The organism is Vandammella animalimorsus (assembly GCF_002285265.1).
Taxonomy (GTDB): Bacteria; Pseudomonadota; Gammaproteobacteria; order Burkholderiales; family Burkholderiaceae_C; genus Lampropedia.
Genome location: NZ_NSJB01000013.1, coordinates 1 through 14,179, shown reverse-complemented (window position 1 = coordinate 14,179; position 14,179 = coordinate 1). Strand labels below are relative to the sequence as shown.

The 14,179-nt window shown below is 61.7% G+C and carries 14 protein-coding genes, 1 tRNA gene and 1 pseudogene; 7 read left to right on the top strand and 9 right to left on the bottom strand.

The annotated features are described in order from the left end of the window. The first annotated feature begins 2 nt into the window (after positions 1-2). The 3 genes from CK625_RS13960 to CK625_RS12100 are packed head-to-tail and all read left to right on the top strand — an operon-like array spanning position 3 to position 1,434. Positions 3-170 carry a hypothetical protein gene (locus tag CK625_RS13960; protein WP_172425164.1) on the top strand — a complete coding sequence of 56 codons (168 nt, stop codon included), beginning with the start codon at positions 3-5 and terminating at the stop codon, positions 168-170. Between the two features lie 9 nt (positions 171-179). Further along, entirely contained in the window at positions 180-650 is a 471-nt protein-coding gene (trmL, locus tag CK625_RS12105; RefSeq protein ID WP_095540583.1) for a tRNA (uridine(34)/cytosine(34)/5-carboxymethylaminomethyluridine(34)-2'-O)-methyltransferase TrmL, read from the top strand. Continuing rightward, on the top strand, positions 640-1,434 hold the full coding sequence (locus CK625_RS12100) for an alpha/beta fold hydrolase (protein WP_095540582.1): 795 nt from the start codon (positions 640-642) through the stop codon (positions 1,432-1,434). The genes trmL and CK625_RS12100 overlap by 11 nt, the downstream gene beginning before the upstream one ends. 5 nt (positions 1,435-1,439) lie before the next feature. On the opposite strand, the gene CK625_RS12095 is transcribed toward CK625_RS12100, so the two are convergent. The 3 genes from CK625_RS12095 to CK625_RS12085 form a co-directional block, all read right to left on the bottom strand. Then, positions 1,440-2,123: a glutathione S-transferase gene (locus CK625_RS12095; protein ID WP_095540581.1), complete on the bottom strand. Its 684-nt coding sequence runs from the start codon at positions 2,121-2,123 to the stop codon at positions 1,440-1,442. A gap of 322 nt (positions 2,124-2,445) precedes the next feature. Next, positions 2,446-3,372: a carbohydrate kinase family protein gene (locus CK625_RS12090; protein WP_095540580.1), complete on the bottom strand. Its 927-nt coding sequence runs from the start codon at positions 3,370-3,372 to the stop codon at positions 2,446-2,448. Position 3,373: 1 nt separating this feature from the next. After that, positions 3,374-4,285, bottom strand: a complete 912-nt coding sequence (locus tag CK625_RS12085) for an ROK family protein (protein ID WP_095540579.1) — start codon at positions 4,283-4,285, stop codon at positions 3,374-3,376. Between CK625_RS12085 and CK625_RS12080 the strand changes: the two genes are divergently transcribed. Then, positions 4,284-5,159, top strand: a complete 876-nt coding sequence (locus CK625_RS12080; protein WP_095540578.1) for a LysR substrate-binding domain-containing protein — start codon at positions 4,284-4,286, stop codon at positions 5,157-5,159. The genes CK625_RS12085 and CK625_RS12080 overlap by 2 nt on opposite strands. 4 nt (positions 5,160-5,163) lie before the next feature. On the opposite strand, the gene CK625_RS12075 is transcribed toward CK625_RS12080, so the two are convergent. Then, on the bottom strand, positions 5,164-6,063 hold the full coding sequence (locus CK625_RS12075) for a DMT family transporter (RefSeq protein WP_095540577.1): 900 nt from the start codon (positions 6,061-6,063) through the stop codon (positions 5,164-5,166). Between the two features lie 723 nt (positions 6,064-6,786). On the opposite strand from CK625_RS12075, the pseudogene CK625_RS14295 reads away from it, so the two are divergent. Further along, a pseudogene (locus CK625_RS14295) lies at positions 6,787-6,891 on the top strand (IS481 family transposase); the annotation flags it as partial. Between the two features lie 125 nt (positions 6,892-7,016). On the opposite strand, the gene nth reads toward CK625_RS14295, so the two are convergent. The 3 genes from nth to CK625_RS12060 form a co-directional block, all read right to left on the bottom strand. Beyond that, complete coding sequence (gene nth / locus CK625_RS12070) at positions 7,017-7,658, bottom strand: endonuclease III (protein WP_095540576.1); 642 nt, start codon at positions 7,656-7,658, stop codon at positions 7,017-7,019. A 29-nt stretch (positions 7,659-7,687) separates the two neighbouring features. After that, on the bottom strand, positions 7,688-8,827 hold the full coding sequence (locus CK625_RS12065) for a CaiB/BaiF CoA transferase family protein (protein WP_238945653.1): 1,140 nt from the start codon (positions 8,825-8,827) through the stop codon (positions 7,688-7,690). Positions 8,828-9,041: 214 nt separating this feature from the next. Continuing rightward, a complete protein-coding gene (locus tag CK625_RS12060) occupies positions 9,042-9,485 on the bottom strand; it encodes a universal stress protein (protein ID WP_095540574.1) in 444 nt (147 codons plus the stop codon). 266 nt (positions 9,486-9,751) lie between these two features. On the opposite strand from CK625_RS12060, the gene CK625_RS12055 reads away from it, so the two are divergent. Both CK625_RS12055 and recG read left to right on the top strand, forming a co-directional pair. Further along, positions 9,752-9,828, top strand: a tRNA-Pro gene (locus tag CK625_RS12055). Positions 9,829-9,946: 118 nt separating this feature from the next. Then, entirely contained in the window at positions 9,947-12,121 is a 2,175-nt protein-coding gene (gene recG / locus CK625_RS12050; protein ID WP_095540573.1) for an ATP-dependent DNA helicase RecG, read from the top strand. Between the two features lie 368 nt (positions 12,122-12,489). Here the strand turns inward: recG and hemP are convergent, their stop codons facing one another. Together hemP and CK625_RS12040 are read right to left on the bottom strand one after the other, a co-directional pair. Next, on the bottom strand, positions 12,490-12,657 hold the full coding sequence (gene hemP, locus CK625_RS12045; protein WP_238945649.1) for a hemin uptake protein HemP: 168 nt from the start codon (positions 12,655-12,657) through the stop codon (positions 12,490-12,492). A 252-nt stretch (positions 12,658-12,909) separates the two neighbouring features. Beyond that, on the bottom strand, positions 12,910-14,179 hold a 1,270-nt coding region (locus CK625_RS12040), incomplete at its 5' end, for a pseudouridine synthase (RefSeq protein WP_238945648.1).

Below are 14,179 nucleotides of genomic sequence, written 5' to 3'. Positions count from 1 at the left end.
GCATGAAAAACGCCTGGTCTTCGCGCGAAGACCAGGCGTTTTTTTTCATGCACGGCACGAACATGGCGATGGGGCGATGCAATGCACCAAAGCGCGCCGCCGGCTGCGCCATGGGCGCGTGGCGCTGGCACAATGGCCGGCGTTGCTTTGAACAGGTTCTGAGAGAGTGAGCTTGCGCCATGTTTGAAATCGTTCTCGTCCACCCAGAAATCCCGCCCAATACCGGCAATGTCATCCGCCTGGCGGCCAACACCGGCTGCCGCCTGCACCTGATCGAGCCCTTGGGCTTTTCGATGGACGACCGCCACATGCGCCGCGCCGGGCTGGATTACCACGAGTACGCCACGGTGCGGCGCCACGCCAGCTGGGGCGACTTTCTGGCCTCGCAGGAGCCCGACGCCCGGCGCATGTTCGGCCTGAGCACGCAAGGCGGCCAGGGCGTGTTCGAGACGCGCTTCCAACCTGGCGACTGGCTGGTGTTCGGCACCGAAACGCGCGGCCTGCCGGCCTATCTGCGCGAGAGCTTCCCGCCCCAGCGCTGCCTGCGCCTGCCCATGCTCGAAGGTCAGCGCAGCCTGAACCTGTCCAACGCCGTGGCGGTGACGGTGTTCGAGGCCTGGCGCCAGCACGGCTTTGGCGATGCGCGCTGAATCCGCGTCTGCGGTCGAGCAAGTCCGCGCCTCGGGTGGTGCGGACTTGCCGCTGTTGATCCTGCTGCATGGCACACGCCTGAACGGCGCGCAGTGGCATGCCTATGGCCCGCTGCTGCAGGGCGTGGCCCAGGTGCTGGCGCCGGATCTGCCCGGTCATGGCTTGCGCGCGGGCGAAACCTTCTCGCTGGCGCTCGCTGCGCAGCAGCTGGACGAGCTGATCGCGCAGGCCGGCCCGCGCCCAGTGGTGCTCGGCGGCCACTCACTGGGCGGCTACGTGGCCATGAGCTATGCCCAGCAGCACCCGCAGCGCCTGGCCGGCCTGGCGCTGATGGGCTGCGCGGCCGAGCCGCGCGGCGCAGGCGCCTGGATGTACCGGCAAGTGGCGCGCCTGTGGGAGGCCGCCGGGCCCGATGGCATGGCCCGCCTGGATGCGCTGTGGCTGGGCCGCGCGGCCCACGCGCCCACCTGGGCCGCAGTGCGCGCCCGCGGCGGGGACTTCGAGCAAATCCGCCTGGCCTGGGGCGAGGTCATGCGCCACTGCGGCGCGTACCAACTGCGGCAAGTGGCCTGCCCGGTGCTGCTGCTGGGCGGCAGCTGGGATCAGCTGCACATCCACGCCCGGCGCTTTGCCACTGCCGCGCCGCAGGCCCAGATCGTGACCAAACCGCACCGCAGCCATTTGTGGCCGATCACCCACCCGCAGGAAGTGGCCGCCGAGCTGCGCCGCTGGCTGCAGCACATCCTGGCGCGGCGCGATGCGCCAGCTGGCGCGCTGCGTTGAGGGCCTCAACCGCCGGGCAGGGCGCTTTTGCGCATGACCTGCTCGAACAGCGGCAGCGCCAGCCAGCGCTGGCGCCAGGCCTGCAGCCGGGGCAGGGGCTGGGCGTCCCACCAGAGCGGATCGATGGCGGCGAACTGGCGCACGAAGGGGAACACGGCCGCATCGGCCAGGGCCAGGCGCTGACCAAACAGCCAAGGGCCCGATGCCAGCGCCAACTCCAGGCGCTGCAGCCATTGCAGGGCCAGTTGGCGCGAATCCTGCAATGCGTGCTCTGGGTGGCGCTGCGGGTATTTGCAGCGGTCGAGCAAGGGCTTGAAGTGGCGATCTAACTCGTGCACCAGGGCCAACATGTCTTGCAGGCTGCCGTGCGTGGGTTGCAGCCAGGCTTGCGGATCGTGGCGCTGCAAGGCCCAGAGCATGATGTCCAGGCTTTCGTCGATTACCTGCCCGCTGGGCAGCACCAGCACCGGCACCGTGCCCTTGGGCGAAGCGGCCAGCAGCGCGGCGGGCTTGTCGCGCAGCACCACTTCGATGGGCGTGTAGGCCTGCTCTGCGGCGGCCAGCCCCAGCCGCGCGCGGATGGCATAGGGACAGCGGCGGAAGCTGAACAGCTGCGGCAAAGCGCCGCCGTCGTGCTCGGCGGCTGGGGCGTTGGTGTTCGGTGCGTTGGTGTTCGAGGCTGTGGGCATGGCGGGCGGGCTAGGCTTGTTGATATTCGTTTACGGATCGTTTTTCTCGAGGCAAAATCTGCAGACTCAAGGAGAAAATGCGCTTGGGACTGAAAACTCTAAAGGCATTTCCAACGCAGTGGCGGAAGATTTTGACCAAGATGCCATCGCAATGATTAATCTAAAAAGGTCCTAGTTTACTGTCCAAAAAATAATTTCCCATCAAGCCGCTATTATTTCTCGCTAGGGTGGCATTGCAAATATCCGAGATAACGTCTGTTATCGCTATTTTTGATGCTCTAAGGTTTGCAATAGGGGCTTATGGTGTGGCATTGATCTAGATTTATGATTGTTGATCAGTGTGCTTTGATCCTGCAAGATTGGCTGTGACTGTTTGAAGCACCTTAGCACAATATGCACGCGCAGCTTCTAATGCTGCTGTGGCTGGATATCCTTTGGCCCAATAGAAGGCTAGCGTTGCGCCAAAAGCATCCCCCGCGCCGAGCGTAGATTCCACGGATACATGCTCGGCGGGCATGAAATGAATTTCATATCCATCATGAAGCAGTGCTCCCTTGCTTCCTAGTGTGACCAACATCGCCTGTGAACTGTGCAAGCGAATATCATTCATCCACAGCGCCCCATCTTTTAGGATGTCACTCGGTATCTGGCCTCCAAGTTTTACAGCCAGCATGCGCGCTTCTGCCTCATTGACACAGATTAGGTCGGCCTGGCTTAATAAATAATCTCCCGCCGATGATGCGGTCGCGAGCTGTCGCATGCCAGGGTTGATCGCTATAAGAGGAAAGTGAGAACTGCGATGTCGTAATGCAGTGCTGAACTCTAATTCGGCAGCAGAAGAGAGTGCTGTTACGTATAGTAAATCAGTGCATCCGGCGGCATCCACTACTCTTGCTGGAGCCACGTGAGTACTTGCGCCACGTTGTGCAAAGACATGTGCCTCTGAGCCATCCAGGAAAACCACCGACTTGCCAGTGGGTTGGTCTGCGACAGACTGTATCAATGAAAGATCAATGGACTCCCGTTGAAGAGCTGTGCGTAGCCACAAAGACTCAGTATCGCAACCTAAGGCACACACGATACGTACATTTGCATCGCATGCTTGAAAAGCTAAGCTCGCATTAACAGCTCCACCTCCAATTCCCATAGTAATCGACTCGACTTCTTGCTTGTTTCCGGAGATGGTGCTCAATCTGGATCCAGAAACAACGATATCAATTGTTGCGCCTCCAATGGTGATTATATGCATTTCATATTCCTATCATGGCGGCGCCTATAACGCCGGCAGAGTTTCCGAGTTGATTGCGAAGTATAGGGGTTTCGTAAAAATCACTAAAAACTAAGTTGCGCAAACGATGGGCTCCTTTTGTATAGAGAGCATCAATGCTCGCCAGTCCGCCGCCGATAACGATGGCTTGTGGATCCACTAATGCGACTGCGCTAGCTACAGCTTGAGCAAAGTATTCAGTGAAATGGTCGAGAATCCTGCATGCATCCTGATCGTTAAATTGTGCGCGATGCACGATTTGCTCTGTGCTGAGCTTCTGGCCGGTGATTTGCGTATACTGTCGTTCGAGTGCTGGGCCGCTTAGGTAGGATTCCACACATCCTCTGCGGCCACAATAGCATTGCGGTCCTTGGGGATCAAGCACCATATGTCCCCACTCTCCAGCAATACGATTCCTTCCTGACACCAGATGCCCTCTCACAACCAGACCAGCGCCAACACCTGTTCCTAGCACCAGAGCCAACACATCCTCGTATTCTTTTGCCGCTCCAAGCTGGGCTTCTGCCAGTGCAAAACAGTTCGCATCGTTTTCTATTGCAAACGGTTTTCCAATACGCCTCTCTAATTCGCGGTGTAAGGGGTGTCCGTTTAGTTGGGTGGCATTGCAGTTGCGTAGAAGTCCAGTTGTCGGAGATATTGATCCTGGTGTTCCAATGCCCAATGTGTGTGCTTCGTTCCCCACAGAAAAAGACAGATCCTTATATAAGTCGACGATGCGTTGCAATATGGTGCTATAACTACCACGCGGGGTGGCGTATTTCAGTCGGATACACTCATTGCCATCTTTGTCTAGTACAACACCCTCAATCTTCGTGCCTCCCACATCAATGCCAATTCGATAATTTAATGAGGCTTTTGGTTGCATATCAATCATGCGAAATATCCCCCCTATTCATTTGATAGTTGCATTCGATGCAGTGGCTCGGCGACAAAGCTTCAATCAGGCTGCAGATGAATTGAATATCTCGTACAGCGCTGTTAGTCATAGGATACGAGATTTAGAGAGGCTTTTAGGTACTAAGCTCTTTAATCGAACTACGCGTGTTGTCTCCTTGAGTGCAGAAGGTGCTTATTTGCACCAGCAGGTTCGATCTTTGCTTGAAAATCTTGAGGCGGTTTTTAGTGGTTTCACGCATGGGCGTGATATTGTTCGTATTAGCACGCTTCCCTCTTTTGGACGCTTTCGATTGGTGCCTGCACTTACCGAATTTCATCGCACTCATCCGTCTGTCTCGATTGCACTTATGCCGACCACCCGTACAGTGAACATCAATCAAGGCGAAGCGGACATAGCGATCAGATTTTCTAAAAATACACCGGAAGCCTTTTATTGTGAGCGATTGTTGGAAGACGAGTGGTTCCCGGTGGCGGCCCCACGCTATCTGCAACAGCTTGGCAATCGAAGCTTGCCAGAGCTTTTTAAGCGTGCAGACATCCTTTCGCACAGTCGACAGCCTTGGGATCCTTGGCTGAAAGTAGCGAAGCTGAATATTTCGCCAACCCAACGCAATATGGTTTATTCTGATACAGGCTTCCTGATCGACGCTGCCTTGAACTTACAAGGTGTTGCGTTAGGGCGCCGATCTTTGGTGAAAGGGCTATTGCAAAGCGGAAATCTAGTTCGTATTTCTGAGATTTCAATACCTTCGGCGCAAGCATATTTCTTGCTTGCATCGGAGCGGGCCATTATTTCTCCCCATGCTCGTAAAGTAATCGAATGGCTCCGTTCTCTGGTAGTTGAAGGCTAGCCCATTAATGCAAGATGGTTAGGGTAATGCCAATTAGAACTCCGCTAATTGCAATGATCTTTTGGCGAATAAATCGCTCATTGAAAAAGATCGCGGATAGTGCAAAAACCATGATGAGATTTGTGCGGCGAAGGACAGAAATTACAGAGATCTGAGCGCCATCAATCTGTACAGCCGCCAAGTAAATGTACTCAGCCAGTACGTAGGCGAAAGCAATGGCGGGGATTGCCCAATTCCGAGTGAGAAGGCTTATTGCTTCCATGCCTCGAAATATCCAAGGTAAAAGCAATAGTGCTATGGTTCCACGCTGTAGCGCTGAGTAGGCTTGGACTGCAGCCAGGTCCATGTGCAATGTAGCCAGAATGTACTTGTCGTAGAGTGCATTGGCCGATGAAAGCAATGTGGCGGCAACCATGCTTAGTACCCATAAATTTCGTTTGAAGCTGATGCCCTCTTTCTGACCAATCAGTGAGAAAAGGTAGTAAGAGCCCATCGATACAGCCAGGCCGAGCCACTGCCACCAACTAAGCCTTTCAGACAGTAGCAGTACGGCTCCTAACGCAGTCCATAGTGGCCCACTGGCGCGTACACCAGCTGAAATTGATAATGGTAAATGTTTTACCGAGTAATATGACAATATCCAAGTCATCACCATCATGATGGACTTGGGTAATACAGCCATTTGCTGCTCTAAACTAAGATGTTGCGGTGCTAGCGCAGCGCTATGGAGCGCGTTGCTCCAGGAGTCCGGAGCATAGAAAAAAGGCGCCCATATCAAAGCCCCAAGAACTGAGCACCAGAAAACCACTTCTAGGACATTCTTTTCTTTTAGTGCTAGTTTTGTAAGAAAATCGTAGGTTCCTAATATTAATCCGGCTAGCAAGCCTAATGCGATCCAAGTCATTTTTTCTATCAAAAAGGCTTAAGTTGCAAGAAAACCACCGTCTACAGGAATTGCTGAGCCGCTTATAAAGAAGCGGATGGGCTGCATAGCCAAATTACTGCTTCTGTCGCCTCTGCGGGCAAGTCGACTCGTTTCATGGGTAATCGTTAGTCCTAAGTCTTTGATTATTTTGGAAGGCTTTCGAAAGTTCGGTAAAAAGCTTCGATATGCCTATCATGATTGAGATATGGAGCGTTGCTTTTTTAGGGTTGCGGCATAACCCTAGGAAGGTTTTATTTTTGCAATCAAACAGCCCGTCAACCTGCTGCACTTCATAGGTGACAGGCTGGGATGCGTTGACACACCACGATTTCGAATCTTTGTGCAACAAGATTCCGGTTGCGGAACCTGTTATCAATCTGTCATTCATCCTGTTCCTCGCAATTTAGAGCAGAGAAGGATAAGTGACTCTTTGTTTTATATTGTTGAGAAGTAAACTGCTATTGTTTAGCTGGATGAATCAATGATGACTGGCGTCAATCTAATTTTTAAAAACTTATAGCGCGTTAGGTACTTAGCGCTCCCCCGTGAGAGCTACTGGGCGTGTGCAGTGCAAGGCGTCGTTTGCGCCGCTGCCTGGGCATGAGGGTTGAGCGGGTGATGAGCGGCAACGGCGCTGCTTGCGGTCGCTGCGTTTTGCGAGGATGCTGTGGCGATTGAAGACCAAGCATCTGTGCGCTGCCCAAGCCCTATACGCCCAGAACCAGTGGCAAGGCCGAGCGCTTCATCCAGATGCTGCTGCGCGAATGGGCTTATGTGTATCGTTGGTATCCCAGCTCAGCCCAACGCATCGTGCGGGCGAGCTGACACCTTGGATGCTTCATCACAACATCCATCGGCTTCACTCGGCACTGAGCACTTGCCTCCCGCTGTCTGGCTGACTTTGCGGGGTACAACGTGTCGAGAAACTACAGCTAGGCGGGCGGCGGGGTTTTGGGGCGGTAATCGCACCAGGCGCTGACGCGGCATTCCCAGCAGCGTGGCTTGCGCGCCTGGCAGACGTAGCGGCCCAACAGAATCAGCCAGTGGTGGGCGTGCAGCGCGTATTCCTGGGGTACGCGCTGCAGCAGGCGCTGCTCGACTTCCAGCGGGGTCTTGCCCGGCGCCAGCCCGGTGCGGTTGCTGACGCGGAAGATGTGCGTGTCCACTGCCATGGTGGGCTCGCCAAAGGCTACGTTGAGCACCACGTTGGCGGTTTTGCGGCCCACGCCCGGCAGTTGCTCCAGCTCCTGGCGCGTGCGCGGGATCTGGCCGCCGTAGCGCTCTACCAGGATGGCGCAGGTGGCCAGCAGGTTCTTGGCCTTGCTGCGGTACAGGCCGATGGTTTTGATGTGCTCTTCCAGCCCGGCCAGGCCCAGGTCGAGCATGGCCTGGGGCGTGCCGGCCACGGGGAACAGGCGGCGCGTGGCTTTGTTGACGCCAGCATCGGTGGCCTGGGCGGAGAGCAGCACGGCCGCCAGCAGTTGGAAGTGGCTGCCGTATTCGAGCTCGGTCTGCGGGTGCGGGTTGGCCGCCTGCAAGGTGGCGAAGAACAGCGGGATGTCGGCTTTTTTCATCGGGGTGGGGGCGATGGCGGGCAGCGGTGTCAGCGCACGCTGCGCTGGGCGCGCAGTTGTTCGATGTGCGCTGCGTCCAGGCCCAGCGACTGCAGGATGGCCTGCGTGTGCTCGCCCAATTGGGGCGGGTTTTGGTAGGTGCGCAGGCGCTGGCCGTCCATGCGCAGCGGCAGCAGCGCGGCATGCGCGCGCTGGCCGGCGCGCTCGCCATCGACCAGGGTGATGGGCTCCAGCCCCTGCGTGGCCTGCAGGTGCGGGTCGTCCAGCAGTTGCTCGGGGCGCACGATGTGTGCGTAGGGCAGGGCGTGGGCCTCAAAGCGCGCGGCGATGTCGGCGGCGCTGTGGTCTTGCAGGCGCTCGCGCAGCGCCGGCAGCAGCCAGGGGCGCGCACGGGCGCGCGCGTTGTTGCTGGCCAGCTGCGCATCGGCCAGCCAATCGTGCCAGCCAAAGGCCGTGCACAGGCTTTGCCAGTGGGCATCGCTGACGGCGCACAAAAAGATTTGCTCGCCGCCCTGGACGGTGAAGATGTCGTACACCGCCCAGGGCGAGGTGCGCTCGGGCATGGGGCGGGCCGGCTGGCCGGTGATCTCGTACTGCATCATGTGCTGGCCGACGAGAAAGACGTTGTTCTCGAACAGCGCTGCGTCAACCTCCTGCCCCTGGCCGGTGTGCTGGCGCTGCAGCAGCGCGGCCAGCGCGCCGATGGCGCCGAACATGCCGCCCATGATGTCGTTGACGCTGCTGCCCGCGCGTAGCGGATCGCCGGGGCGGCCGGTCATGTAGGCCAGGCCGCCCATCATCTGCACCACTTCGTCCAGCGCCGTGCGGTGCTCATAGGGGCCAGGCAGAAAGCCGCTGAGGTTGACGTAGACCAGCCCCGGGTTGAGGCGGCGCAGATTGGCATAGTCCAGCCCCAGGCGCTGCAGCACGCCGGGGCGGAAGTTGTGCAGCACCACATCGGCCGTGGCGCAGAGCTTGAGCGCGATCTCCAGGCCGGCCGGGTCCTTCAGGTCGATGCCGATGCTGTGCTTGTTGCGGTTGAACAGCGGGAAAAAGCCCGCGCCTGCGCCCAGCAGCGTGCGCGTGCCATCGCCCTCGATGGGCTCGACCTTGATGACCTCGGCGCCCAGGTCGGCCAGCACCAGGCCGCAGGCCGGGCCCATGACCATGTGGCTGAACTCCACGACGCGGATGCCGCGCAAGGCCTGGGGGCGCGCTGCGCCGGCAGCGGCAGGGGGCTGGGCGCAGCGGGCATCATCGGCATTGGCATCGGGCGCCTGCCGGGGTGGTTCGGAAGCAGAACAGACCATCACAAAAAATGCCCATCGGCAAGATGGGCATGAAACACACAAGGGGTTGGCCGCCCGCAGGCGGCCGGCTGCATCAGCGCAGCACCAGCACCGGCACCTTGGCGCCAGTGAGCACGTGCTGGGTTTCACTGCCCAGCAGCAGGCGGGCAATGCCCTTGCGGCCGTGCGAGGCCATGACGATCAGGTCGGCATGCTGCTCCTGCGTGGCCTGCAGGATCAGGTCGGAGATGCTGTCGCCGCTGAGCACCTGCACATCGGTTTGCACGCCCATGGCCTTGCCTTGCTCCAACACCTTCTCCATGGCCTTCTTGGCATCCTCGCGCCACTGGCGCTCGCTGCTTTCGGCGAACTCGCGGTTCGAAGCCACGCTGCCTTCCATGTAGGTGACGGGGTAGCTGGGCGTGACAGTCAGGATCGTGACCCGCGCACCGCAGAGCTTGGCCAGGTCAAAGCCGTGCGCCACGGCTTTTTGCGACAGCTCGCCCCCGTCGGTGGGAATCAGGATGTGTTGGTACATAAAGGCTCCTTGGAATGGTGAGTCAAACAGTCTCTGGCTGCGGCCTGCCGCGATGGCTGCATGCAAAAGGCCTGCCGGCAAGCGCCGTGCGGCCTGCGGCCCAGTGCAACCCACGGCAGCAACCATGGCTGCGGGGCAGTATACGGGCACGGGCCAGGGCGCAGCAGGTTGTTGAGGGAATCAGTCGGAGCGCCAGCCAGCGCATGCCGGCTGCGCCCACCCAGCCAGGCTGGGCGGATTTTTCGTATTAGAATGCGCGCTTTAGTCGGAGCGTAGCGCAGCCTGGTAGCGCATCTGCTTTGGGAGCAGAGGGTCGCGAGTTCGAATCCCGCCGCTCCGACCACCAACTTGATGGGGCTACGTCTTTGGCGTAGCCCCATTTTTCGTTGGGCAACATCGTCGAGCGAAGGGAGAAACCAAGGCTGGCCGGAGCTTGCGCAGCCTTTCTTGTTGCAAGGGATATGACGCCAGCCATCCGAAAAGCCCTGGACAAACTCGGCCTGCAGCGCGATGTGGACCTGGTGCTGCACCTGCCGCTGCGCTATGAGGACGAGACGCGCATCGTGCCCATTGCCCAGGCCCGGCAGGGGCAGGCGGTGCTGATCGAGGGCACGGTGCTGGCCTGTGAGGTGCAGCTGCAGCCGCGCCGCCAGCTGGTGGTGGTGCTTGAAGACGCCAGCGGCAGCTGCCAGCTGCGCTTTTTGCATTTCTACCCTTCGCAGCACAAGGCCATGGCGCCGGGCAAGCGCCTGCGTGTGCATGGCGAGATGCGCGGCGGCTTCTGGGGGCGCGAGATGGTGCACCCCCAGCTGCGCAAGAGCGATGCGCCGCTGCCGCAGGCGCTCACGCCGGTTTACCCGGTTGGCAAGGGGCTGCCGCAGGCCTACTTGCGCCGCATGATTGCCACGGCGCTGCACCGCATGGCGCTGGATGAAACCTTGCCCGCAGAGGTGTTTGCCGCGCTGGGGCCGCCGCCGGTGGCCGGCGGGCAGTGGTGGCCGCTGCGCCAGGCGTTGGAGTTCCTGCACCATCCCGCGCCCGACGTGGCCTTGCAGACGCTGGAGGATCGCCGCCATCCGGCCTGGCAGCGGCTGAAGGTTGAGGAGTTGCTGGCGCAGCAGCTCTCGCAATGCCGCATTCGCCAGGCGCGGGCGCAGCGCCTGGCGCCGCCGCTGCAGCCTGCCTCGGGCGACGGGGCAGGTGAGGCCACCTTGGCGCAACAGCTGCTGGCGCAAATCCCGTTTGCGCTGACGGCGGCGCAGCAGCGCGTGGTGCGGGAGGTCGCGCAGGATCTGGCCCGCAGCACGCCCATGCACCGCCTGCTGCAGGGGGACGTGGGCTCGGGCAAGACGGTGGTGGCGGCGCTGGCGGCCTGTGTGTGCATTGATGCCGGCTGGCAGTGCGCGCTGGTGGCGCCCACGGAAATCCTGGCCGAGCAGCACTTTCGCAAGCTGGCCGATTGGCTCACGCCGCTGCTGGCCGCGCGCGGCCAGTGCGTGGCCTGGCTGGCGGGCACGCAGAAGAAAAAACAGCGCGAGCAGATGCTGCAGGCCGCCGCCAGCGGCCAGGCGGCATTGGTGGTGGGCACGCACGCGGTGCTGCAAGAGCATGTGGCCTTTCAGCGGCTGGGGTTGGTGCTGATCGACGAGCAGCACCGCTTTGGCGTGCAGCAGCGCCTGAGCCTGCGGCTGCGCAACCGCATCCCGGCTGGCGAGCAGGCCGCTGCCCCTGCCGCAACCCCTGCTGCTGCTGGCGCGCGGCGCGCGCCAGCGGGACAGGCGCAAAAGGCGCAGCCCGTGCTGGAGCCGCACATGCTGATGATGTCGGCCACGCCCATCCCGCGCACGCTGGCCATGACGTACTACGCCGACCTGAGCGTCTCCACCATCGACGAGTTGCCGCCCGGGCGCAGCCCAGTGCTGACGCGGCTGATTGCCGAAGGGCGGCGCGAGGAGCTGATCGAGCGCCTGGCCCGCCAGCTGGCCCAGGGGCGGCAAGCCTACTGGGTTTGCCCGCTGATCGAGGAAAGCGAGGCGCTGGATTTGTCCAACGCCACGGCCACATACGAGGATTTGCAGGCGGCCATGCCGGGCGTGGCCGTGGGCCTGCTGCACTCGCGCATGGCGGCGGCCGACAAGCAGGCGGTGATGGCGCGCTTTGCCGCGGGCGAGATCGCGCTGCTGGTGGCCACGACGGTGATCGAAGTCGGCGTGGACGTGCCCAATGCCTCGCTGATGGTGGTCGAGCACGCCGAGCGCTTTGGCCTGTCGCAGCTGCACCAGCTGCGTGGCCGCGTTGGGCGCGGCAGCACGCAATCGGCCTGCATCCTGCTGTATGCGACGGGCGAGAGCGGCCAGCTCAGCGACACCGCCAAGGAGCGCCTGCGCGCCATGGCCGAGACCAACGACGGCTTCGAGATCGCGCGGCGCGACCTGCAAATCCGCGGCCCGGGCGAATTCATGGGCGCGCGCCAATCCGGCGCGGCGCTGCTGCGCTTTGCCGATCTGGACAGCGATGGCCACCTGCTTGAATGGGCGCGCCAGCTGGCGCCGCAGATGCTGGCGCAGCACCCGCAACTGGCCGAGCGCCACATGCAGCGCTGGCTGGGCGGCAAGTGGGATTACCTGCACGCTTGAGCCGTTGCGGCGGGCGGCAGCAAAGCAAAAAAAGGGAGGTGAGAGAGTGGGCAAAAAAAGCCTGGCTAGTGCGCGCCGGGCAGGGCCTGGGCGCTTGGCTGGCAAAAACGACCTGAATGGCTTTGTCAAAAGCCTGGTCGCCCCACGATGACTGGTGGCGCCTGGCCCCTTCACGAGCTGGGGGCCGAGGGCAGGGGTTTCATCAAAAAAAAGCCTGGCTACCAGATGCGCATGCATGCGCGCCCTTGGCTGGCAAAAACGACCTGTTTGAGTCCTGAGTGTTGAACTCTCGGTCGCCCCACGATGAAACGGTTGGTGTTCGGAAGGGCCGGCCCGGCGAATGCGGGCGGCGGCGGATGCGGCTTGCCTTACTTGGTCAGGATGAGCTTGCCCAGCTTGGTGGCCTGCAAACGGTAGATGGAGCCGTTGTGCTGAATGGCCACGGATTTCTGTCCCTTGAGCAGTTCCAGGCTGTCCAGCGCGGCGGCGGGCACATGGCGTGCGGCTTGGCTGGCGGATTCGTTGGCGGGCTTCATGGCTGGGGTCATGGGAGGTTTTTCAGTTCAAGGCATCCGAGCTCCAGGTTGCGGCCGGGCGGCCAGGCCTGGGGCCTGCGACGGCAGGAATTCGTCCTGCTGTCAATGAGGCTAATGATAATAATTTTTATTAAGAATGCAAGAACTCATCCTAAAACCCCAAGTTGGACTCGGGAATTTCCGAGAGGCCGCGCACGGCACTGGCGCAATGCCCCGCTGGGGCGATGGTGGCTGATGGCTTGGGGGCGCTGCTCAAAAGAGCTCGTCCTGCTCCAGATAGCGCCACTGGCCCGGGGGCAGCTGGCCCAGCGCCAGCCGGCCGATGCGCACGCGCTTGAGGGCGCTGACCTGCAGGCCGACCTGCTCGCACATGCGCCGGATCTGGCGCTTTCTGCCCTCGCGCAGCACAAAGCGCAGCTGCTCCGGGTTTTGCCATTCGACCTGGGCCGGCTGCAGCGCCACGCCGTCGAGCTCCAGGCCGTGGCGCAGCCGCTGCAGCGCGGCCTCGGGCACGTGGGCCTGCACATTGCTGTCGATGCCTTGCCCATCGGGGCCGATACAGCGCACCCGCACCAGGTATTCCTTGTCCACCGTGCTGTGCTCGCCAATGATGTGCCGCGCCAGGCGGCCATCCTGGGTCAGGATCAGCAGGCCGGTGGAGTCGATGTCCAGCCGCCCGGCCGGGGCAAAGCCCTTGAGGCTGCGCGGCGCGCGCTGGCGGCGCTGGGGGTCGTGCTCCCAGTGGTTGGCATCGGTGATCAGGCTCAGCGCGGGCAAGTACCCGTCCTCGGCCTGGCCGCTGACGTAGCCCACGGGCTTGTGCAGCGCAATGCTCAGCTGCTGCGCCTGGTGGCGGCGCGCGGCCAGCGCCACATCGACCTGGTCGCCAGGCTGCACGCGCTGGCCCATGTGCGCTACCTGGCCGTTGATGCGCACCCAGCCGCGCTCGATCCAGGCATCGGCCTCACGCCGTGAGCAGCACTGCGCATCGGCCAGGTATTTGTTCAGGCGCGTGCCGCTGCTGGCTTGGGGGGCGCTGGCAGCGGCTGCGGCCTGCTGCTGCGCTGTTGGGCAGCTTGGGGCAGGGCGCTGCTGCGGCGGATGGGCCTTGGCAGCGGCTGGGCGCGTTTCGGGACGTATTTTGGAGCGTGTGTTCGGGCGGACGTTGGTGGCCGCCGCGCGCGCAGGGGCAGTGGCGTTGGCCTGGGCAGGGCGGAGCCGGGCATTGGCCTGGGCATTGGTCTGAGTATTGGCCCGGGTGCTGGCCCGCCCGCCCTGTCGGGCGTCTGGCCGGGAGTCCGGCCGCGCTGGTTGCCGCGCACCAGCGTGCGGCGCTGCATCCGGGCGGGCATTGCGGCGTGTCTCCGAGCGCGCATCCCGGCGCGCATCGGGTTTGGTTGCGCCGGGCCTCGCATTGGCAGGGCGCGCACCGGGCCGCGCGCCGGGCCGCGCAGTGGGCCGCGCAGTGGGCCGCGCTGTGGGGGCGCTGCGCTCGGGCTGGCGCGGCTGGCGCTGCGCGGTG